The organism is Nonomuraea sp. NPDC001684 (assembly GCF_053596515.1).
Window position 1 is genome coordinate 1 of the sequence record NZ_JBSFGJ010000006.1, and the last position, 19672, is coordinate 19672.

The following is a 19672-nucleotide window of genomic DNA, read 5'->3' on the forward strand; positions in this document are numbered from 1 at the left end:
GCGACATCGTGGGGATCTGTGGCGGCGGCCTCTACCCGCATCGTTATCGCGAGGGCAGCGGCTTCCGCAACCCGTCCGTCTACAGCCGCGATCTGTACCGGCTGATCACGCACATCCGGGGCGCGCTCCACGAGGAGCTGGCCGCGCTGTCCGGGACGGCCCCGGCGGCGCCGCGCCCGTCCTCCGGCGGGCAGTGACCGCGGCGCCTGCCGTCACACGGGCGGGGGGTCGAAGTCCAGGTCGAGATGGCGGCCTTCGTCCGCCGCCCGCGCGTCCGGATGCTCCATGCCGCGCGTCTCGCGGTAGTGGCGCATCGTCTCCTCGCGCAGGGCGGCCGCCTCCTCCTTGTAGTCGGCCCTGGCCAGGTCGGCGGCGAGGTTGGCGGCACAGGCCAGGGTGGTGGGATGTTGCTCGCCCACCAGGGGACGGAGCTGCCGAAGCGTGTCCCTGCCCAGCCCGCAGGCCGCCTCCAGCTCGCCGAGGGCGGCCAGGTCGCTGGCGAGGTTGACGGACGCGGTCAGCGCGTAGTGGTGCCCACCGCCCACCGTGGCCTTCAGCCCGGCGATGACGCGTTCGTTCAGCTCGCGGGCGCCCTCCAGGTCGCCGCGCACCCGCAGCAGGACCGCCACGTTGCTGGCGCTGCCGAAATAGTACGGATGGTTGGGCCCGTACACCCTCGGATAGCGCACCATGGCGTCCTGGGCCAGCTTGAACGCCCTGTCGATCAGGTCGTTGACCCGGAACGCGTTGGCCAGGCACAGAGCGGCGCCCAGCGTGCTCGGATGGTCGATGCCGTAGTTGCGCACGTAGCGCGCGTGCACGGTGGCGGCCAGTTCGAGGGCCTCGGCCGCCTCGCCCACCCGGAGCCGGGCGATGGCGAGGTCCTTCTGCGTGAGCAGGATGCGCGGATGGTCGGCGTCGAGCTGCTCCTGACCGTAGGCCAGCGCCTCCTCGCCGATGTCGCAGGCCTCCGCGTAGTCTCCGCAGAGCCGGGTCATGCGGCTCAGGCTGGCCCACAGGTTCAGGACCGTGCCCCGGGCCACGGCCGACTCGGCCAGTTGCGCCGCCCTCAGCGCCTCTTCGAGCAGTGTCCGCGCGCCGCGATAGTCGCTGTTGAGCCCCAGGTCGAGCGCCAGGTTGTTGACCGCCATGAGCGTACGGGCGTGGTCGGGACCGAGGACGGCCTGGTGCACGCTCACCGATTCGGTGTCGTGCTCGCGCGCCTCGACGAACAGGCCGCGACCGCGCAGGTCGGCGCCGATGCCGTTGCGCAGCACCAGGGTGTCACGATGCTCGTCGCCGACCGTCTCCCGCATGGCGGCGAGCGTGGCCATGTCCAGGTCGTACGCTTCGTCGTAGCGGCCCAGGAACCGGAGCAGGTCGCCCTTGACGCGCTGTGCCCGCAACACGCTGATGTCCTGCCGGCCGGAGTCGGCCTTCCACCGCTCCAGGAAGCTGTCGACGTGCGTGCGCGCGACGTTGTGGTTGCCGGAGGCCATCAGGTATTCGAGGATCCGCAGCGCGAACTCCCGCACGTCCTCACGCTCGCTGTCGGCCAGCCTGGTCGGCGCGACATGGGCCAGCAGGGCGTCGAACCGGGGCCAGTTCGCGGGGTCGCCGGTGTCGCCGGGCGCCGCTCCGGCGAGCAGGGAGTGCACCTCCGCCCGGATCAGGTCCTGGGTGTCGGCCGGCAGGCCCTCCCGCAGCAGCGCCTGGATGAGCCGGTGCACCTGGATCGTGCGCTCGCCGGTGACCGTGCCCTGGCCGGGCTCGGCCTCGATGCGGACCAGCGCGTACTTCCCCAGTCTCTTGATCGCCTTGCTCAGCCGGAGCGGGTCGGCGAGCAACTCGGCCATGACCGGCCGCACCGGACCCCTGACCGGGCGGAACACCCCGCGCGGAATGGGCTCGGGCCCGAAGAAGGCGCAGCAGCGCAGCAGCTCCATGGCTTCGGGCAGGTGCTCCTGGAGCGTGCTGACCGACAGCTCCCAGGCCGCGGACATCGACAACGGGTACTCGGCGGGCTTGCCCTCGCTCAGCAGGCTCGCGGTGCGCTCCTTGAGCAGGCGCAGGTACTCCTCCGGCGACATGCCGGTCTCGCTCTGCAGCGCGGCCGACTGCTCCAGCGCCAGCGGAAGGTCCCCGAGAGCCTCGGCGAGCCGGCCGGCGTCGGCGTCGCTGATCGAGCGGCGCATGCGCCTGCCGAGGAACTGCATGCTCTCCTCGCGGCTGAACACGTCGACGGCGACCGTGCCGACCACGCCCTCCCACCGGTGGTTGCGCGAGGTGATGAGCACGTGCCCGGGGCCGGGGGGAATGTTCGGCTGGAGGTCTTCGGGCTCGTCGGCGTTGTCGAAGATCAGCAGCCACCGCTCGTACGGCTCCCCGCTGCGCAATCTCTCGATCACGGCGTCGGCGGCGTCCTCCGTGCTGGTCATGGTGGATCCGGGCACGCCCAGCCGCGGCGCGAGCTGCGCCAGGTTCGATCGCACGAGGCCCGGCTGGTCCGCGGGGATCCACCAGACGAGGTCGTACTGGTCGCGGAAGCGGTAGGCGTACTCGATGGCCATCTGGGTCTTGCCGACGCCGCCCAGGCCGTGCAGGGCGCGCGGGCCCTGCGGCAGGTTGGGGGCGTGTGCCACCACCGCGGTGACCTGGCCGACGATCCCGCTGCGCAGCCTGTCGAGCAGCTCTTCCCGCCCGGTGAAGTTCTGGTTCCGCGGCGGGACCTTCCAGACCGCGGGATACGGGCCCGTGGTCCCCCACGCCACCGACTCCGGTGAATCCGTCACGCGTTATCGCCTCCCGTCCGCGAGTCCCAGTGAGGGATTACCGCACTGGTGGCAGGGGCAAGATGGAGATGGCCGACATTATGCTGATTAGCGTACAGGTTTCATGCACGCCGGTCATTACGGTCAGCACTGTTAGCTGTTTTCCGGACAGCTATAATAGGGCGACGATAATGCCGGCACGCAGACAGTACCTTCCAGATCAACGTTCTCGCGAAACTTCGGAGCCGGCGTTCCGCGCCGCTCACGCCTCGCGAGGCGGCGAGTGTCGACCAGCAGAGGAGATGGCCATGGCACCGCAGCGGAGCGACCTGATCGACGCGCTCTCCATCGTGTCCGACCTTGACAGGCTCGGCGACTCCCCCATCGGCCTGACCGTCCGGGAGCTGCTGGAGGAGCCCCGCCAGGCGGAGGACTGCAGGAAGTTCGACAACAGCACCCCGCCGCCGCCCCTGGTCGGCGACCGCTAGGGACCGGGTCCGGAATCGGCGGGGAACCACCACCTCGCCGATGCGGACCAAATACGTCATTCCACAACTTAATCGACATTAATTCTCATGCCGCTTTAATCCGGATAAACGGATCAAATATTGATTCGTCCGACGTCTAACCATATGGTCACATCAGTAACACAACCGTAGACGGCTCATCCTCCGTTGTGGTGTAGGTCTTGTGTGACCGTAGGGTGGTTCAACTATTCGGATGCCGTGAAAGTGCTGGGCGGCGAGGGGAAACTGGTCAAGGCGCTCGACCGCCTGGTCGGAGGGCTGTTGCTCAGCGCGACCGGCCCGACGGGCGAGCTGGTGGTCAGCCTGTTCGACGTCGAGGGAGAGCTCGCCCGCGTGAGCGGACAGCTCGGCACGGCGCTCCACGACCGCTTCTCCGGCCTCGGCAGATACCAGCGCACCCAACGGATCGCCGCCGCCCACGCCGTCATCGTCGTCACCGCGTTCTTCGAGGCCGTCCGGCAGGGGGAGGAGCACCTCGGCGCCGGGAAGCTGCGCATGCTCAGGTCGGAGCAGGTGCTCATAGCGGGCGCCTCGGACGTGACCGGGAACCGGCTGGGCGACCTGGTCGAGCACCTCCTGCACGTCCAGCTTCCCTGCCCAGGACCGACGCAGCCGTACGAGCAGGTCGAGAAGGCTCTGGACGACTACTACCGGCTGCTGTCCGCCCGGCTGCTGACGTTCCTGCGCGGGCTGCGCATGTGGGAGTCCATGACCGAGGCCCAGCGCGAGCAGGCCGAACGCTGGCTGACCGACGGCGTGCCGCAGGCGGCGCGCCGGCAGTACGCCGAGCTGTTCCACCGCCTGTGCACCGAGGTGCCCGAGATCGCGTACTGGGCGGCCCGCGTCGACCATCAGGCCACCCGTACCGTCATCGGATCGCTCGACACCGGTCTGCGCGATCTGCGCCGGCTGCTCGAATCGGTCGTGTCGGGAGCCGTGCCCGGCGGCATCCGCGACGCGCTCTCGCAGCACTACCGGACGGCGTTGAACCAGCCTGTCATCTCCAGCGCCGACCTGCCCGACGACATGACCATGCCCACGCTCGACCAGGCGTACATCAGCCCGTGCTTCCGCCGGGCGGTCGTGACCGGCTCGTCCCGGCCGGCCGAGTGGAGCTGGTGGCGGGACCGTCCTCTGGAGAGCGACCTGCGCACGTTGCTCTTCGGCTATCTCACGCATCCGAGCGCCACCCAGCTCCCGCTGCTGGTGCTGGGGCAGCCCGGTGCGGGGAAGTCCGTCCTGACCAAGATCCTGGCGGCCAGGCTGCCGCCGGAGCAGTTCGCCGTCGTCCGCGTCCCGCTCCGGGAGGCGCCCGCCGAGCAGGACCTGCAGACGCAGATCGAGCACGCCATCCGGCAGGCCACGGGTGAGAGCGTGCGATGGCCCGCACTGTACGCCGGGGCCGCGAACATCGTCGGCGTGGTTATCCTGGACGGCTTCGACGAGCTGCTCCAGGCGACGGGCGTGAGCAACACGAACTACCTGGAGAAGGTGGCCGCGTTCCAGGAGCGCGAGGCTGCCCAGGGAAGGCCCACCGCGGTCATCGTCACGAGCCGCACCGTGGTGGCCGACCGGGCCCGCCTGCCGCGGGAGACCGTGGTGATCCACCTGGAACCGTTCAACGAGACCCAGGTCAAGCGGTGGCTGGACATGTGGAACCGGTTGAACGCCCGGTATTTCAGCGACCACTCCCTCTTGCCGCTGGAGCTGTCCACCGTCGCCGGGCTCGGCGAACTGGCCTCCCAGCCGCTCCTGCTGCTGATGCTCGCGCTCTACGACATGGACGGCAACCCCCTGCGTCACGAGCTGGGCAGGCTGGACCGGGCACAGCTCTACGAACGGCTCCTCGTCAGGTTCGCCCGCAGGGAGGTCCGCAAGTCCGGCGACGCGCTGTCGGAGCAGGCGCTGGAGCGTTCCGTGGACCGGGAGCTGCTGCGGCTGTCGGTCGTGGCGTTCGCCATGTTCAACCGCAACAGCCAGTGGGCGACCGAGGAGGACCTCAAGGGAGACCTGCTCCACCTGCTGGCCGAGGAGAGCAGCCAGGCCGGCGAGTTCCGGACGCCGTTGAACCCCGCCCAGCTCGTCGTGGGGCGCTTCTTCTTCGTGCACGAATCGCAGGCGACGCAGGACGACCAGCAGCGGAAGACCTACGAGTTCCTGCACTCCACCTTCGGCGAGTATCTCGTCGCCCGGCTCACCACCCATGAGGTCGAGGACCTGGTGGCCGCGGCGGAACTGGACACCGGGCACGCCCGGCGCAACCGCCCGAACGACGACTTCCTGCACGCGCTGCTCTGCCACAACCCGCTGTCATCCAGGGAATCGGTGCTGGAGTTCCTCCAGGACCTGATCCGCGGGCTGAGCCGCGATTCGCGGGACATGCTCAAGCGCACCCTGCTGGCCCTGTTCCACGACGCGCTGTACTTCCGCAGCTCCCTGACCTTCGGCTCGTACCTGCCCGGCCGCGTCCGCGAGCTGCGCACCGCACCCATGCAGTTCGCCACCTACAGCCTCAATCTGCTCGTCCTGCTGACCCTTGCCTGTGACGAGGTCACCGGCGAGGAGCTGTTCCCCGCGCCGCCGGTCACGGCGGGCACCCCGGTCTCGGTGGTGAGCAGGTGGCGGAGCATCGCCCGTCTGTGGCGGTCCCAGATCGCCTACAACGCCTGGACGAACCTGGTCCGCCACGTGGAGGTCCAGCGGTCGTGGCAGGACGGCGAACGCACCCTGCTCCTCAGGTGGGTGGGCAGCAGGGGATCCACCCCGCCGCTGGTCGACCTCTACTGGACCTTCGAGAGGGGGCCGGATCACGAGACCCGCGGACAGTCCTCCTGGATGCACGAGGAGTTCATGGCGGCCGCCCGCCACTTCCACTTCATCTGCGGTTACGAGGAAGAGCTGCTCGTCCACGCCCTGGCGCCGCTCACGGCCGAGCTGAGCCGCTCGCTGATGACCGTCGCCGGCTACTGGCCCGACCGCGCGATGTCGCCCGCTCATGCCCTGCTCCGCCTGTGGCTGCTGTCCAGCCGCGGCGGCGACCCGGCCGAGCTGGCCGGCGCCTACGCCGACTGCATCCTGCTGAGCCAGGCGTTCGCCCCCTATGCCGACAAGGACGCGACCGCCTTCCTCGACATCGTCCTGGGGCACCTCAAGCTGGACGCGCCCCGGCTGCGCGGCGTGCTCGCCCTGCGAGATCTGCGGCTCGGGCGGGACAAGCCCGAGATGGTGGCCAAGGTCCGCTCGGTGCTGACGGAGCTCGGCCTGACGCGGTGAGGCGGGCGCGTCAGGGGGCCGGAGGTGGGCAGGGGGAGGGCATGACCGACACCTACGACCGGGTCGCCGTTGTGACGGGCGCCGATTCCGGTATCGGCAGGGCCACCGCCGTGCTGCTGGCCGAGCACGGGTTCGACGTGGGGATCACCTACCACGAGGACGAGGACGGCGCACGGGAGACCGCCGCGCTGGTACGGAACTCGGGCAAGGCGGCGGCCGTGCGCCGCCACGACCTGACCGACCCGGTCCGCGCCGCGCACGTCGTCGACGAGCTGGCCGGGGATCTGGGCGGGCTCGGCGTGCTGGTCAACAACGCCGGCACCGGGTCGTCGGAGCCGCTGCTCGACATGGACTACGAGCGCTGGCGTTCGGTGCTGTCGGTGGACCTGGACGGGCCGTTCCTGTGCGCGCAGCGGGCGGCCCGGCGGATGGTCGCCGAGGGGCGCGGCGGCCGGATCGTGAACGTCACCAGCGTGCACGAGGAGTACCCGAGGGTGGGGGCGGGGCCGTACTGCGCGGCCAAGGGCGGGTTGAAGCTGCTCAGCCGGGTGCTGGCGCTGGAGGTGGCCGCGCACGGCATCACGGTCAACACGGTCGCGCCCGGCGAGATCGCCACTCCGATGACCGGGCAGGAGGACCGGCCGCCGCGGGCCGGGAGCCGTCCGGGGTACCCGATCCCGCGGCCGGGCGACGCCCGGGAGGTCGCCGCGGTCATCGCCTTCCTGGCCTCGCCGGCCGCCTCGTACATGACCGGGTCGTCGGTGTTCGTGGACGGCGGCCTGGTCACTATGGGACCGCAGGCGGCGGGGGCGCTCCAGTCCGGCGACTGGCGTTGACCCCGCACCCCCGCCCGCCCGCTACCCACGCGGCACCCCCGCCCCCAGGCGAATGGCACCGCGGTCCTTCAGCCGGCCCGCCGTGCTTCAGACGGCCCGCCGTCGTTCAGGCGGTGGCCGGATGGCCGACCGCGAGGGCCGCGGCCACCTGCGGCGCGACCCGCTCCGCCCAGCGGCCCAGGGGCTCCTCCAGCACGGGCAGCTGCGACTCCAGCACCGCGAGCCCCGGTGTCGGCACGGTCGCGCCGAGCTCCACCAGCAGCGGACGCAGGTGCACCTCGACCGCCAGCGCGTGCTTCGGATCGCCCATGACCAGCAGCGGCAACGCCACCACCCCGGCCAGCGCCTCCGGCCGCAACCGGTCGAGGAACGCCTTCAGCAGCCCGGTGTACGTGCCCTTGTAGGTGGGGCTGGCCACCACCAGCACCCGCGCCTCGGCGACCAGCTCCAGCGCCACCTCGACGCCGGGCGTGGGACCGGGGGCGAGCAGGTGCGGCCCGAGCGCCGACAGGTCGATCACGTCGTGCGCGCCCGGGAGGCCGAGCCGCCGCGCGACGGCCTCGGCGGCCTCCACGGCCACGGTCCGCGTCCTGGAGCCCTCGCGGGGGTTGCCGATCAGCGCGACGACGCTCATCCGGCCACCGCCGCCGCCAGCCCGGCGGCGTACCGGGAGACGGGCCGGGTCAGGCCGTAGTTGTCGCGGAGGGTACGGCCCTCGTACTCGTACCGGAACAGGCCCCTGACCTGCAACTCCGGCACGACGTGGTCCACGAAGTCGGACAGTCCCGACGGGAGCAGCGGCGGCATGATGTTGAAGCCGTCGGCGGCCCCGGTGAAGAACCACTCCTGGAGCTGGTCGGCGATCTGCTCGGGCGTCCCGGCGACCACGCGGTGGCCGCGGCCGCCGGCCAGCCGGTTGAGCAGCTGCCTGACCGTCAGGCGTTCCCGCCTGGCCAGGTCGATGACGAGCTTGCGACGGCTCTGCGCGCCCTCGGTCTCGACGGCCACGTCCGGGAGCGGCCGGTCGAGGTCGTCCTCGGTCAGCTCGATGCCGGTCAGGTGGGAGAGCTGGGCCAGGCCGTAGGCGGGGATGATCAGGTCTTCGAGCTCCTTCTCCAGGTGCAGCGCCTCCCGTTCGGTCGAGCCGATGATCGGCGAGATGCCGGGCAGCACGAGCACGTCGCCGGGCTGCCTGCCGTGGGCGGCCACCCGTCGTTTGAGGTCGCTGTAGAACTCCTGGCCCTCCTCCAGGGTCTGCTGGGCGGTGAAGACGGCCTCGGCGTGCCGGGCGGCGAACTCCTTGCCGTCCTCCGACGACCCGGCCTGCACCAGCAGCGGACGGCCCTGCGGGGAACGGGAGGTGTTCAACGGCCCCCGGACGGCGAAGTGGCGGCCGATGTGCTCGACGGGATGGATCTTGCCGGTGTCGGCGTAGCGGCCGCCGGTGCGGTCGCCCAGGATGGCGTCGTCCTCCCAGCTGTCCCAGAGCTTGCCGACGACCTCCAGGAACTCGTCCGCCCTGGCGTAGCGGGCGGCGTGCGTGGGGCGTTCGACGCCGAAGTTGAGCGCCTCGGCCTCGCTGGCGGAGGTGACGATGTTCCAGCCGGCCCGGCCGCCGCTGATGTGGTCGAGGGAGGCGAACTTGCGCGCCACGTGGAAGGGCTCGTTGTACGTCGTGGAGACGGTCGCGATCAGGCCGATGTGGTCGGTCACCGAGGCCAGCGCGGCCAGCAGCGTGAGCGGCTCCAGCCCGCCGAGCGCGTTGTGCCGGACGTCGCCCTGCAGCGCCACGCCGTCGGCGAGGAAGAGCGAGTCGAGCTTGCCGCGCTCGGCGATCCTGGCCAGCTCCTGGTAGTGGCGGACGTCGGTCAGGCGGCTCGGCTCGGTGCGGGGGTGCCGCCAGGCGGCCTCGTGATGGCCGACGCCCATGAGGAAGGCGTTCAGGTGGAGCTTTCTCGTCACGTGGTCCTCCAGGTGGAGAAGCGGCGCTCGACGCCGATCAGGAGCAGGTTGAACAGCAGGCCGACCACGGAGATCGTGATGATGCCGGCGTACATGTCGGGGATGCGGAAGCTGGACTGGGCGTCGAGGATGAGGTAGCCGAGCCCGGCCTTGGCGCCGACCATCTCGGCGAACAGCAGCACGAGGATCGAGTACGCGCCCGCCAGGCGCACCCCCGTGAAGATGGTGGGCACGGCGGCCGGCAGGATCACCTTCTGGAACAGCCGAACCGGGCCGAGGCCCATCGACCGGGCCGACTTGATCAGCAGAGGTTCGACGGTCTTCACGCCGCTGACGGTGTTGAGCAGGATGGGCCAGGAGCAGGCGTACAGGACGAACGCCACCTTCGTCGTCTCGCCGATGCCGAGGATGAGCGTGAAGACCGGCAGCAGCGCGACCGCCGAGGTGTTGCGGAACACCTCCAGCAGCGGGGTGAGGAAGTCGGCGACGGGCTTGTACCAGCCGATCAGCAGCCCGAGCGGGATGGCCAGCACGATCGCCAGCCCGAACCCGGACAGCGAGCGCGCCAGCGACGCCCCCAGGTGCTCCGGGAGCCGGCCCGTGAGCAGCAGGTCCGCGCCGGCGGCCAGGCTCTCCGACAGCGGGGGCACGAACACGGGGTCCACCACGCCGAGGCGGGGCAGCACCTCCCAGGCGGCCAGGAGCAGCAGGATCGCGGCCGAGTTCCGCACCGCCCGCCGCGCCGGCCCGCCCGCCCGCCGCCACGCCGCCGCCTTCCGGCTCGTTCCGCCCGACGCCGCCTTCCGGTCCTCCCCCTCGGTGGGCCGGACAGCGGCGGGCAGGACAGCGGTGGGCAGGACAGCGGTGGGCTCGTCCCGGGTGGCGGGGTCGGGGTCGTCGTCGGGGAGGTCGTACCAGTGGACGTCGCCCTCGGGGCGCGTCCGTTCGTCGGCGCGGGCGTCAGTCATGCCGGATCGCCGCCTTCCGCTCCTGCACCTGCGCCGCGGCGACCTCGTCGCGCAGCAGCCCCCACACGTGGTGCCGGTACTCGCCGAAGCGCGGGTCGGCCCGCAGGTCGCCCTCGCGCGAGTCGAAGTCCACCTCGATGATCTCCTTGATCCGGCCCGGCCTGGAGGTCATCACGGCGACGCGTTGCCCCAGGTAGACGGCCTCGTCGATGCCGTGCGTGATGAACACGACGGTCTTGCGGGTGTGCTGCCAGATGCGCAGCAGCTCCTCCTGGAGCGACTCGCGGGTCTGCGCGTCGAGCGCGGCGAACGGCTCGTCCATCAGCAGGACGTCGGGGTCGAAGGCCAGGCTGCGGGCGATGGCGACGCGCTGGCGCATGCCGCCCGACAGTTCGTGCGGGTAGCGGTCCTCGAAGCCGGACAGTCCGACCAGTTCCAGGTGCCGCCGCGCCCGTTCCGTACGCTCGGCCCTGGGCACGCCCTTGGCCTCCAGCCCGAAGGCCACGTTGGCCAGCGCGGTCCGCCAGGGGAACAGCGCGTACTGCTGGAAGACGATCCCCCGGTCGAGGCCGGGCCCGGTGACGGGCGCGCCGTTGACCACGATCTGGCCCGACGTCGGCTCGGTGAGGCCCGCGACCAGGTCGAGGAGGGTGGACTTGCCGCAGCCGCTCGGCCCGACGAGCGTGAGGAACTCCCCTTCGCGGACGTCCAGCTCGATCCCGGACAGGGCGGTGAACGGCTCGCCCGCGTCCCTGACCGTGAACTCCTTGGAGACGTTCCGGATGCCGATCTTGGTCTGGACGCCGGTCTCGCTGATCGTGGCGGTCATGAGCCGCTCCCGTTCGCGTAGGGGTTGAACTCGTTGGTGTAGAGGTCGGTGGCCTTGACCTGGCCAGGACGGATCTCGCCCTCGCGCTGGAGCCAGTCGATCCACCGCTGGAACTCCCGGCTGTCGATGACGCCGCCCCTGCCCGCGATGCCGGTGCTCTTCCAGAGCTTCACGACGTCGGTGCTCTCGTTGCGCCCGCGCTTGGCGATGATCTGCTGGAACTTGGCGACGACCTCCTCGCGCGGGTGGGTCTGCGCCCAGGCGATGGCCTTGGCGAAGCCGGCCACGAAGGTCCTGACGGTGCCGGGGTTCCTGGCGATGAAGTCCTCGCGCAGCACGACGGACCCGGCCGTGAACGGCCCGAACAGCTCGACGTCGGTGAACAGCGGACGCAGCCCGCCGCGTTCGAGCGCCTTGTCCTTGAGCACGCCGCCGAGCGTGCCGACGTCGAGCTGCCCCTGCCGCAGCGCCTGCTCGGTGTTGACCGGCGGGATGACCACGAGCTGGACCTGCTCGATCTCGGCCGGGGTCAGCCCCTGACGCTTGAGGTACTCCTTGATGACGGCCTCGTGGTGGGCGCCGAGGGTGTTGACGCCGATCTTCTTGCCGATGAGGTCGCGGGCGGTTCTGATGGGGCTGTCGTCCTTGACGTAGTAGCCGTTGAACGACTTCTCGTCCGAGCCGTAGTAGCCGATCACCGCCTTGATCGGGGCCTTGGCCGCCTTGAGCTTGATGACGGCGCCGTCGAAGGCGCCGCCGAAGTCGGTCTGGCCGGTGGCCGCGGACTGGATGTCCTGCGGCCCCGAGGTGGTGTTGCCCACCCACTTGAGCTTGACGTCGCCGAGGTAGCCGAGCTCCGCGGCCAGTTCGGGGAAGGTGACGGTGCCCGTGCTGCCCTGGTAGCGGAGCTCCTTCACCTCCGGTTCGCCGGGTTTCGCCGAGCCCTCGGCCGCGCCGCAGCCGACGGTCACGGTGGCGAGCAGCACGGTGAGGAGTGCACGTCTGATGTTGATCACGATGAGTTCCTCTGGGGAGAACTGCGCAGGGGGTAGGGAGGTCTGCCGGAGGTGCGTGATCAGCGACACTGCGCGCTGGCGACGTGGCCGTGGTCCACGTGCGGGCGCCGGGTCAGGTAGAGGCCCTGGCTCATGCGTACGAAGCTACGGAACCCCGGACGCTAAGTCAACATTTCCTACTGGCTATACATGAAAAGCCGAGACCATGCCGGATGGGAATGCCTTTCCACAGAGGGCACGACGGGCGTGACGGGCCTGGTCAGCGAGGCACTGCCCGGCCTTACGGCACGCCGGATCACCCGTTCGGCGCGGCGGTGGGCCGGAAGGGCATTGGCGGGCCGGCGAAAGTCCGTCAATGTGAGACCTGCCTGTCGAGCACTTCGCCTCGCACCAGGAACGCCACGGGCAGGCCGGAGCCGATGAAGGAGCAGCCATGGCACCGCGGATCGTCACCCACCACCAGGACCTCGTCGACCTGTCCGTGCTCGCACCCGCGCGGCCGGCGGAACTCGGCAACTCCGTCATCGCCATGGAGCTGCTCGAACTGCTCGAATCGGCGCCGGAGGACGAGGTGTTCGCCGCGTTCGACGACAGCACGCCCGCGCCGCGCCGCGCCGGCGGCCGATGATCACGACACCGGCCCGCCCGTAAGGGCGCGGCGGTGGCCGGTCGTCCTGACCGGCCGCACGCCACGCGAACGCCGTCCCCGGCCCTTCCCCTGACCGGCCGCACGCCACGCGAACGGCTCCCCTCCGGCCCCTCCCCTGACCGGCCACGGACCGGGCGACTTCCCCGCTGTCCGGGGTCAGGCGAAGCGTTCGATCGTGACCGGGATCAGGCCTTGGCCGCGGATCGCCTGCCGGTGGTGGTGGAGCAGGGCGCCGATGGCGGCCAGCGGGCCGGCGCTCAGGCGTACGGTGACGTCCAGGCACCAGGCGATGCCGGGGCCGATGCGCCGCAGCTCCCAGGTGAAGGTGTGTCCGGCGGCGGTCGCCGTGGCGGTGCCGGCGATCCTGGCCCGCGGGTTCTCCCGCGGCGGCTCCAGGCGCAGGACCGTGCTCACGTTCGCCAGGCCGCGCTCGCCGAGCTCGCCCGCGAACAGGATGCGGTAGCGCCGGGTCTGCGCCGAAGGGGAGCCGCCCAGGTCGAGCGGGGCCGCGGCGGGGAGCGCCTGGCGGTACTGGAAGAAGGCCCGCAGCTCGGCCTCCTCCGGCAGCGCGCCGCCGCCGAGCATCGAGTAGGTCTCGCGGGCGTCGCGCCGGGTCACGGGCAGCACCCGGTCGCGCAGCGCTGGGTCGGCGCGGATGGCCCGGCTGGATCCGGGCGACTCGCGCCACTCGCCGCACTCGGCGGTCCATTCCGCGCAGTCGATGCCCGCGGCGGTGTAGTCGTCGCAGAGCACGAACTCCTCGACCAGGATGCCCAGGGGAAGTGTTCCGCGGCCACGGTCGGCGGCGTAGATCAGGTAGTAGTCCAGGGGTACGTCGGCGTCCATTGGCGACATGATCGTGGTGCGGGCCCCCGCGGGCAAGGCGACATTCTGATGTTCGCGCAGGTCCTGCCGTCAGATGACGGTCTAGCCGGTCACGGGTTTGCCCGTGGCGCTGCCGGCGAGCCATTCCGTCCACGACTTGGCCCACGGGGTCGGGCCGTTGCCGAATCGCAGCTTGCGCGAGGTGCCCGTGACCTGGATGACGTCGCCGCGCTGGGTGAAGTCGTAGAACCAGCGGGCGTCGGCGGGGCTGGCGTTGACGCAGCCGTGGCTGACGTTGGAGTTGCCCTGCGCGCCGGTGGACCAGGGCGCGGCGTGGAAGAAGGTGCCGCTGTAGGTCATCCGGACGTTCCACTTGGTCTTGATCCGGTACTCGCCCGGCTCCCCGATGGTGGCCGAGTCCATGACGGTCTCCGCGGCCTTCTCCTGGGCGATCATGGTGCCGGAGTAGCTGTCGTCGCCGGGTTTGCCCAGGCTGACGGGGATCGTGCGGACGACCTTGCCGTCCGCGGTGACGACGGCCCGGTGGCGGTCGGCGTCCACCTTGGTGACGTGCCGGGGGCCGACGGTGAAGGACAGGCTGCGGTCCCTGGTCCCCCACAGGTCCTCGCCCGCGCGCAGCCCGGCCAGGTGGGCGACGACCTTGACCTTCTCCCCCACCGGCCAGTACTCACGCGGCCGGAACTGCACCTCGCGGTCGCTCACCCAGCTCCACGCGCCTTCGACCGGCTCGGACATCTCCACCACCAGCGAGCGCTCGACCGCCGCGCGGGCCTGCCTGGAGGTGACCGGGTGGGACAGCAGCAGCTGGACCGGCATCCCGACGCCGACCTTCTCGCCGTCCAGCGGCGACATGCCGCTCTGCAGGGCCCGCCTGGGCTTGAGCGTGGTGAAGGACGACCGGCCGGTGACGGCCTTGCCGTCGGTGCCGGTGGCCTGCGCGCTCACCGTGTACGACGTCGCCGGGCGCAGCGGCCACCGTGGCCGCCAGGTGCCGTCGGCCGCCGTCGAGCCGGTCACCTGGCGTCCCTTGGCGTCCGCGACGGTCACCTTGGTGACCTTGCCGCCGGTGACCCGCACGCTGATCCCGGTGTCGGGGGCGACCTTCTTGGCGCCGTCCGCCGGGGTGATCGCGAGCTTGGCCACCGGCTCCTCGGCCTGCCGCGGGCCGCCCGGCGGCTGGGCGCCGCCGCCGCCGGAGGCGCATCCGGCGAGCAGGAGCCCCGCGAGGGCGAGCGTCGTACTGGTCCGGCCGTTCCGCATCCTCGATGCCTCCCGTGCCTGACAAGGCGTCAACTTCTTCATTGAACGGTCTGTGCTGTCACGTGCGGACACTTCTGCCCAATGAGCATGGGAGAAACCTTCATCCGCCGATGACCACTCTTGCGAACCTTGCGGGCGGATCTGGTGTCCAACTCTCTGGAACGGTCCTTCTGGGCCGGTCTCAGGGGATGACGCACCGGGGGCGGTGCATGAGGGGGAACGTCATGAACGGCGGCATGAAGCGGTACCTGTCCGGTATCGGGATGACCGCGGCGACACTGGCCGTCACGACCGCGCTCACGGGGGCCACCCCCGCCCACCCCACGCCCTCCCCCACCCACCCGGCGCCGTCGGCCTCCCCCGAGCCGAAGCCCGACCACAAGCCCGACCACAAGCAGGACCACAAGCCCGGCCACAAGCCGGACCGGACCGGGCCGTCCGCCGAGCCCACCGAGACCGCCGAGCCCACGGGGCCCGCCAAACCCGCCGAGCCCGCCGAGGCGGGCAAGCCCGACTGCCGCAAGGTCAAGTGCGTGGCGCTCACCTTCGACGACGGCCCGGGGCCCTACACCGGGACGCTGCTGCGCCACCTGGCGAAGTACCAGGCCCACGCCACGTTCTTCGTCGTCGGGCAGAACGTCGGCCTCCACCCCGACGTGGTGCGCCGCACGGTCGAGGCGGGGCACGAGCTGGGCAACCACACCTGGTCGCACCCCGACCTGACCCGGCTGTCGCCGGCCGCGATCAGGTCCCAGCTCGCCCGGACCGACCAGGCCGTGAAGTCGGCCGCGGGCGTCGTGCCCGGCCTGGTGCGTCCCCCGTACGGCGCGACGGACGGCGACGTGCGGCGGCAGGCGCACCGGCCGCTGGTCCTGTGGAGCGTGGACACCCTCGACTGGCGCTACCGCGACAGCGCCAGGGTGGCCCGCGTCTCGCTCAAGCGGGTCCGCCCCGGCAGCGTCATCCTGTTCCACGACATCCACCCGACCACGGTCAAGGCCCTCCCGCGGGTGCTGAAGGGCCTGTCCGCCCGCGGCTACCGGTTCGTCACGGTCAGCGAGCTGTTCGGCGGACGGCCGCCGAAGGTCGTCCACAACGCCCGCCGGCTCTCCGGCGGCCCCGGGTAGCCGGGCGCGCCCCGGCCCTCGGCCCTCGCCGCGGCCTTCCGGCCGGTGGGCCCTACTCCTCGACGGTCTCCTCGTAGCCGATCGCGGCGTCCGCCGCGTCGCCGCCCGACTCGCGGGCCCGGTAGCTGTCGCCGCCGTAAAACCTGAAGGCGCCGTTGTCGGCCCGCTCGCCGACGGGCGGCACGCGGCCGTCGATGGCGATGTAGTACCAGCCGTAGCCGCCCTGCCGGTCCTCGCAGAAGTTGTTGACCACGCGCCGCCGGGACGGCTTCGCGACGCACACCTCGACCCACTCCGAGGGCGTCTCGATGGCGGTCTCCGCGCCGGGGCCGCCCTGCGGCGACGCCTTGGTGAGCTCGTCGTCGCCGGGGTCCTCGTACGTGCCGCCGTCGGCCCGCTCGCCCACCGCGGGGACGGTGGCGTCACCGGCGTAGAAGTACCAGGCGTAGCCCCGGCGCTCGTCCTCGCACGGGCGGTAGTCGGCCCTGGCCTGCGTGCCGGTGTCCACGCAGACGGCGATGCGGACGGACTCGTCCTGCGCCGCGGCGTCGGACTCGCCGTCGGGCTCGTCGTCGATGACCTCTTCGGTCTCCTCCGGCGCGGCCGGCGGACCGGTGTCGGCGACGGTGCAGCCGGCGGCCAGGACGGCGACGAGCGCGAGGCAGGCGAGTCGTAACAAGGATCCTCCACGGACTCGGAGTGACGACCGGCCAACGAGCGGGCCACCGGGCCCGGTTCCCCGCACGCGGCGGCAGACCATTGACGACTAATCGTTTGGGACCGTACATTTTCGGAGCACCCGTCCGCGACAGAAGGGCCGAAGATGCCGGTCAACGGCGACATGCCGACGCTCGACCAGACGTTCGCCACCGAACAAGCGGTGGCCGCCGGGGAGCGGGGCGCGTCGTGACCCACGAGGAGTGGCTGAGCCGGGCCGCGGCGGTCGCGCCGCCGTCCGCGCACCACATCGACGGCGCCGACGAGCCCGGCGGCGCGTCCTTCACGGTGCGCTCGCCGCGCGACGGCCGGGTGCTGGCCGAGGTGGCCGACGGCGGCGAGGCGGAGGTCGGGCTCGCGGTGTCGGCGGCGCGGCTGGCGTTCGACTCCGGGCCGTGGCCGCGGATGGCGCCCGCCGAGCGCGGGCGGGCGCTGGTGCGGCTGGCGTCCCTGATCGAGGAGCGGCGCGAGCACCTGGCGCTGCTCGTCAGCCTGGAGATGGGCAAGCCGATCACCGACGCGCACGACATCGAGCTGCGCGCCGCGATCACCACCTTCCGCTGGTACGGCGAGCTGGCCGGCAAGCTGGCCGACGAGGCCCCGCACGTGCCCGCCGACGCCCTCGCCCTGGTCACCCGCGAGCCCGCCGGGGTCGTCGGCGCGGTCGTGCCGTGGAACTTCCCGCTCACGCTGGCCTCGTGGAAGGTGGCCCCCGCCCTGGCCGCGGGGTGCACGGTCGTGCTGAAGCCATCGGAGCTGTCGCCGCTGTCGGCCCTGGAGCTGGGACGGGTGGCCACCGAGGCGGGGCTGCCGCCGGGCGTGCTCAACGTGGTCGCCGGCGACGGCCCCACCGCCGGGCGGGCGCTCGGCCTGCACCCCGGCGTGGACGTGCTGGCCTTCACCGGCTCCACCGCCGTCGGGCGGCACTTCCTGCGTTACTCGGCCGACTCCAACCTCAAGCGCGTGTGGCTGGAGCTGGGCGGCAAGTCGCCCAACATCATCCTTCCCGACGCCCCCGACCTGGAGGCCGCCGCGGCCACCGCCGCCTGGGGCATCTTCTTCAACCAGGGCGAGATGTGCACCGCGCCGTCCCGCCTGCTGGTCCACCGGTCGGTGGCCGACCGGGTGACGGAGGCCGTGGTCGCCCGCGCCCGCGCGCTGCGCGTCGGCGACCCGCTCGACCCGGCCACGGAGATGGGCGCCCTGGTCGGCGAGGCCCACCTGGAACGGGTGCGCGGCCACGTCGAGGCCGGTCTCGCCGAGGGCGCGCGGCTGCGTACGGGCGGCGGCCGGATCCTGGCCGGCACCGGCGGCGCCTACCTCGAACCCACCGTCTTCGACCGGGTGCACCCCGGCTCCCGGCTGGCCAGGGAGGAGATCTTCGGCCCGGTGCTGTCCGTGCTGGCCTTCGACGACGTCGAGGAGGCCGTCCGTCTGGCCAACGACACCGAGTACGGCCTCGCGGCCGGCCTGTGGACCTCCGACCTGGGCACCGCGCACCGCGTCGCCCGCGCTCTGAGGGCGGGCACCGTCTGGGTCAACTGCTACGAGGAGGGCGACCTGACCGTGCCCTTCGGCGGCATGCGGCAGTCGGGCAACGGCCGCGACAAGTCGGCGCACGCGCTGGAGAAGTACACCGAGCTCAAGACCACCTGGATCCAGCTGTGAGACCGCTGATCGCGATCCCCGCCCGCTTCTCCGCCACCGCCTCGGCCCTGCGCTATGCCGCCGAGGTGAGCGCCCGCGCCCTGGTGGAGTCCGTGTGGCGGGCGGGCGGCGAACCGGCGACCATCCACCCGGCGGCCAGCGACGGCACGGACGGCGTGGCGGCCCGGATGGCCAGGTTCGACGGCCTGCTCCTGCCCGGCGGCGGCGACGTCGCCCCCCACCGCTACGGCGCCCCCGACACCCACCAGGACGTCTACGACGTGGACGACGACCAGGACGCCTTCGACCTGGCCCTGGCCCGCCACGCCCTGGCCGCCGGGCTGCCCACGCTGGCGATCTGCCGCGGCCTCCAGGTCGTCAACGTGGCCCTCGGCGGCACGCTGGAGCAGGACATGGGCGGCCCCGAGGGCGGCCACCGGCACCTCGTGCACCCGGTGTCGCTGCGCCCCGGCACCCTGCTGGAACGCGCGGCCGGGACGGCGAAGGTGGAGGCGTCCTGCTTCCACCACCAGCGGGTCGAGCGGCTCGGCGACGGCCTGTCCCCCGCCGCGCACGCCGCCGACGGCACGGTGGAGGCCCTTGAGCTCGACGGCGCGCCCGGCTGGTTCGCCGCCGTGCAGTGGCATCCCGAGGACACCGCCCATCGCGATCCGGCCCAGCAGGCCCTGTTCGACGCGCTCGTCCGCGAGTCGCGGCATCATGGCTGTCATGATCCGCGCCGCCGTCCCTGACGACCTGCCCGCACTCCACGATCTCGCCGTCGCCTTCTACGCCGAGGACGGCTTCACCACCCCGGCGCAGACGCTGAAGGCCAACCTCGCCAGGCTGATCGCCGCGCCAGGCGTCCGGGTCGCGGTGAGCGAGGGTGAAGGCGAGGGCGAGGGGCGGCTGGTCGCGTTCGGCATCACCACGACCACGTTCGGGCTGGAGCAGGGGCTGTACGCCGAGCTGGAGGACCTGTTCGTCGTGCCGGAGGCGCGGCGGCGGGGCGAGGCGGAGCGGCTGATCGAGGACAGCCGCCGGTGGGCCGCCGCCCAGGGCTGCACGACCCTGGAGATCGTGATCGCCCCGAACGGCGCCGACGTACGCCACCTGTTCGCCTACTACGGCAAGCGCGGCTTCCGCGACGAGGGCCGCCGCATCCTCAGCCACCCCCTGTGAGCCTCCGGGGGACGACGGGCCGCCGCCCCGGACGCTCACAGGCGCCCCGCGGCTCACCAGCG

At 71.9% G+C, this 19672-nt stretch carries 17 protein-coding genes and 1 pseudogene; 9 read left to right on the top strand and 9 right to left on the bottom strand.

The annotated features are described in order from the left end of the window. Positions 1 to 197 (top strand): annotated as a pseudogene (locus tag ACWCSD_RS02440) (hypothetical protein); the annotation flags it as partial. Between the two features lie 15 nt (positions 198 to 212). On the opposite strand, the gene fxsT reads toward ACWCSD_RS02440, so the two are convergent. After that, positions 213 to 2792: an FxSxx-COOH system tetratricopeptide repeat protein gene (gene fxsT, locus ACWCSD_RS02445; RefSeq protein WP_397160374.1), complete on the bottom strand. Its 2580-nt coding sequence runs from the start codon at positions 2790 to 2792 to the stop codon at positions 213 to 215. 287 nt (positions 2793 to 3079) lie between these two features. Here fxsT and ACWCSD_RS02450 point away from each other — a divergent pair, with 287 nt between their 5' ends. From ACWCSD_RS02450 to ACWCSD_RS02460, 3 genes are all read left to right on the top strand, one after another. Further along, positions 3080 to 3259: a hypothetical protein gene (locus ACWCSD_RS02450; RefSeq protein ID WP_397160376.1), complete on the top strand. Its 180-nt coding sequence runs from the start codon at positions 3080 to 3082 to the stop codon at positions 3257 to 3259. A gap of 204 nt (positions 3260 to 3463) precedes the next feature. Further along, a complete protein-coding gene (locus tag ACWCSD_RS02455) occupies positions 3464 to 6571 on the top strand; it encodes an NACHT domain-containing protein (RefSeq protein ID WP_449912568.1) in 3108 nt (1035 codons plus the stop codon). Positions 6572 to 6612: 41 nt separating this feature from the next. Beyond that, positions 6613 to 7407 (top strand): SDR family oxidoreductase, encoded by a 795-nt coding sequence (locus tag ACWCSD_RS02460; RefSeq protein ID WP_449912570.1) that lies wholly within the window; start codon positions 6613 to 6615, stop codon positions 7405 to 7407. Positions 7408 to 7513: 106 nt separating this feature from the next. Here ACWCSD_RS02460 and ACWCSD_RS02465 read toward each other — a convergent pair whose 3' ends face one another. Genes ACWCSD_RS02465 through ACWCSD_RS02485 form a run of 5 tightly spaced genes read right to left on the bottom strand, consistent with a single transcriptional unit; the run spans position 7514 to position 12182 of the window. Further along, positions 7514 to 8041 (bottom strand): NADPH-dependent FMN reductase, encoded by a 528-nt coding sequence (locus ACWCSD_RS02465; RefSeq protein WP_449912572.1) that lies wholly within the window; start codon positions 8039 to 8041, stop codon positions 7514 to 7516. After that, entirely contained in the window at positions 8038 to 9369 is a 1332-nt protein-coding gene (locus ACWCSD_RS02470) for an LLM class flavin-dependent oxidoreductase (RefSeq protein ID WP_397160384.1), read from the bottom strand. Before ACWCSD_RS02470 ends, ACWCSD_RS02465 begins: the two co-directional genes overlap by 4 nt. After that, positions 9366 to 10337: an ABC transporter permease gene (locus tag ACWCSD_RS02475; protein ID WP_449912574.1), complete on the bottom strand. Its 972-nt coding sequence runs from the start codon at positions 10335 to 10337 to the stop codon at positions 9366 to 9368. Before ACWCSD_RS02475 ends, ACWCSD_RS02470 begins: the two co-directional genes overlap by 4 nt. Further along, positions 10330 to 11166 (bottom strand): ABC transporter ATP-binding protein, encoded by an 837-nt coding sequence (locus ACWCSD_RS02480; protein WP_358292467.1) that lies wholly within the window; start codon positions 11164 to 11166, stop codon positions 10330 to 10332. Before ACWCSD_RS02480 ends, ACWCSD_RS02475 begins: the two co-directional genes overlap by 8 nt. Continuing rightward, a complete protein-coding gene (locus ACWCSD_RS02485) occupies positions 11163 to 12182 on the bottom strand; it encodes an ABC transporter substrate-binding protein (RefSeq protein WP_449912577.1) in 1020 nt (339 codons plus the stop codon). The genes ACWCSD_RS02480 and ACWCSD_RS02485 overlap by 4 nt, the downstream gene beginning before the upstream one ends. A 433-nt stretch (positions 12183 to 12615) precedes the next feature. Between ACWCSD_RS02485 and ACWCSD_RS02490 the strand changes: the two genes are divergently transcribed. Further along, positions 12616 to 12810 (top strand): hypothetical protein, encoded by a 195-nt coding sequence (locus ACWCSD_RS02490; protein WP_358292463.1) that lies wholly within the window; start codon positions 12616 to 12618, stop codon positions 12808 to 12810. A gap of 177 nt (positions 12811 to 12987) precedes the next feature. Here ACWCSD_RS02490 and ACWCSD_RS02495 read toward each other — a convergent pair whose 3' ends face one another. Beyond that, complete coding sequence (locus tag ACWCSD_RS02495) at positions 12988 to 13677, bottom strand: hypothetical protein (RefSeq protein ID WP_358292460.1); 690 nt, start codon at positions 13675 to 13677, stop codon at positions 12988 to 12990. An 81-nt stretch (positions 13678 to 13758) separates the two neighbouring features. Beyond that, positions 13759 to 14937 (bottom strand): Ig-like domain-containing protein, encoded by a 1179-nt coding sequence (locus ACWCSD_RS02500; protein WP_449912580.1) that lies wholly within the window; start codon positions 14935 to 14937, stop codon positions 13759 to 13761. 224 nt (positions 14938 to 15161) lie between these two features. Here ACWCSD_RS02500 and ACWCSD_RS02505 point away from each other — a divergent pair, with 224 nt between their 5' ends. Continuing rightward, positions 15162 to 16064, top strand: coding sequence for a polysaccharide deacetylase family protein (locus ACWCSD_RS02505; protein ID WP_449912582.1), 903 nt, complete (start codon positions 15162 to 15164; stop codon positions 16062 to 16064). A gap of 52 nt (positions 16065 to 16116) precedes the next feature. Here ACWCSD_RS02505 and ACWCSD_RS02510 read toward each other — a convergent pair whose 3' ends face one another. Further along, positions 16117 to 16743: a hypothetical protein gene (locus tag ACWCSD_RS02510; RefSeq protein WP_397214267.1), complete on the bottom strand. Its 627-nt coding sequence runs from the start codon at positions 16741 to 16743 to the stop codon at positions 16117 to 16119. A gap of 227 nt (positions 16744 to 16970) precedes the next feature. Between ACWCSD_RS02510 and ACWCSD_RS02515 the strand changes: the two genes are divergently transcribed. The 3 genes from ACWCSD_RS02515 to ACWCSD_RS02525 are packed head-to-tail and all read left to right on the top strand — an operon-like array spanning position 16971 to position 19610. Continuing rightward, a complete protein-coding gene (locus ACWCSD_RS02515) occupies positions 16971 to 18449 on the top strand; it encodes an aldehyde dehydrogenase (RefSeq protein ID WP_449912584.1) in 1479 nt (492 codons plus the stop codon). Then, a complete protein-coding gene (locus ACWCSD_RS02520; RefSeq protein ID WP_449912586.1) occupies positions 18446 to 19180 on the top strand; it encodes a gamma-glutamyl-gamma-aminobutyrate hydrolase family protein in 735 nt (244 codons plus the stop codon). Before ACWCSD_RS02515 ends, ACWCSD_RS02520 begins: the two co-directional genes overlap by 4 nt. Further along, positions 19158 to 19610 (top strand): GNAT family N-acetyltransferase, encoded by a 453-nt coding sequence (locus tag ACWCSD_RS02525; protein WP_449912588.1) that lies wholly within the window; start codon positions 19158 to 19160, stop codon positions 19608 to 19610. Before ACWCSD_RS02520 ends, ACWCSD_RS02525 begins: the two co-directional genes overlap by 23 nt. Positions 19611 to 19672: the final 62 nt, after the last annotated feature.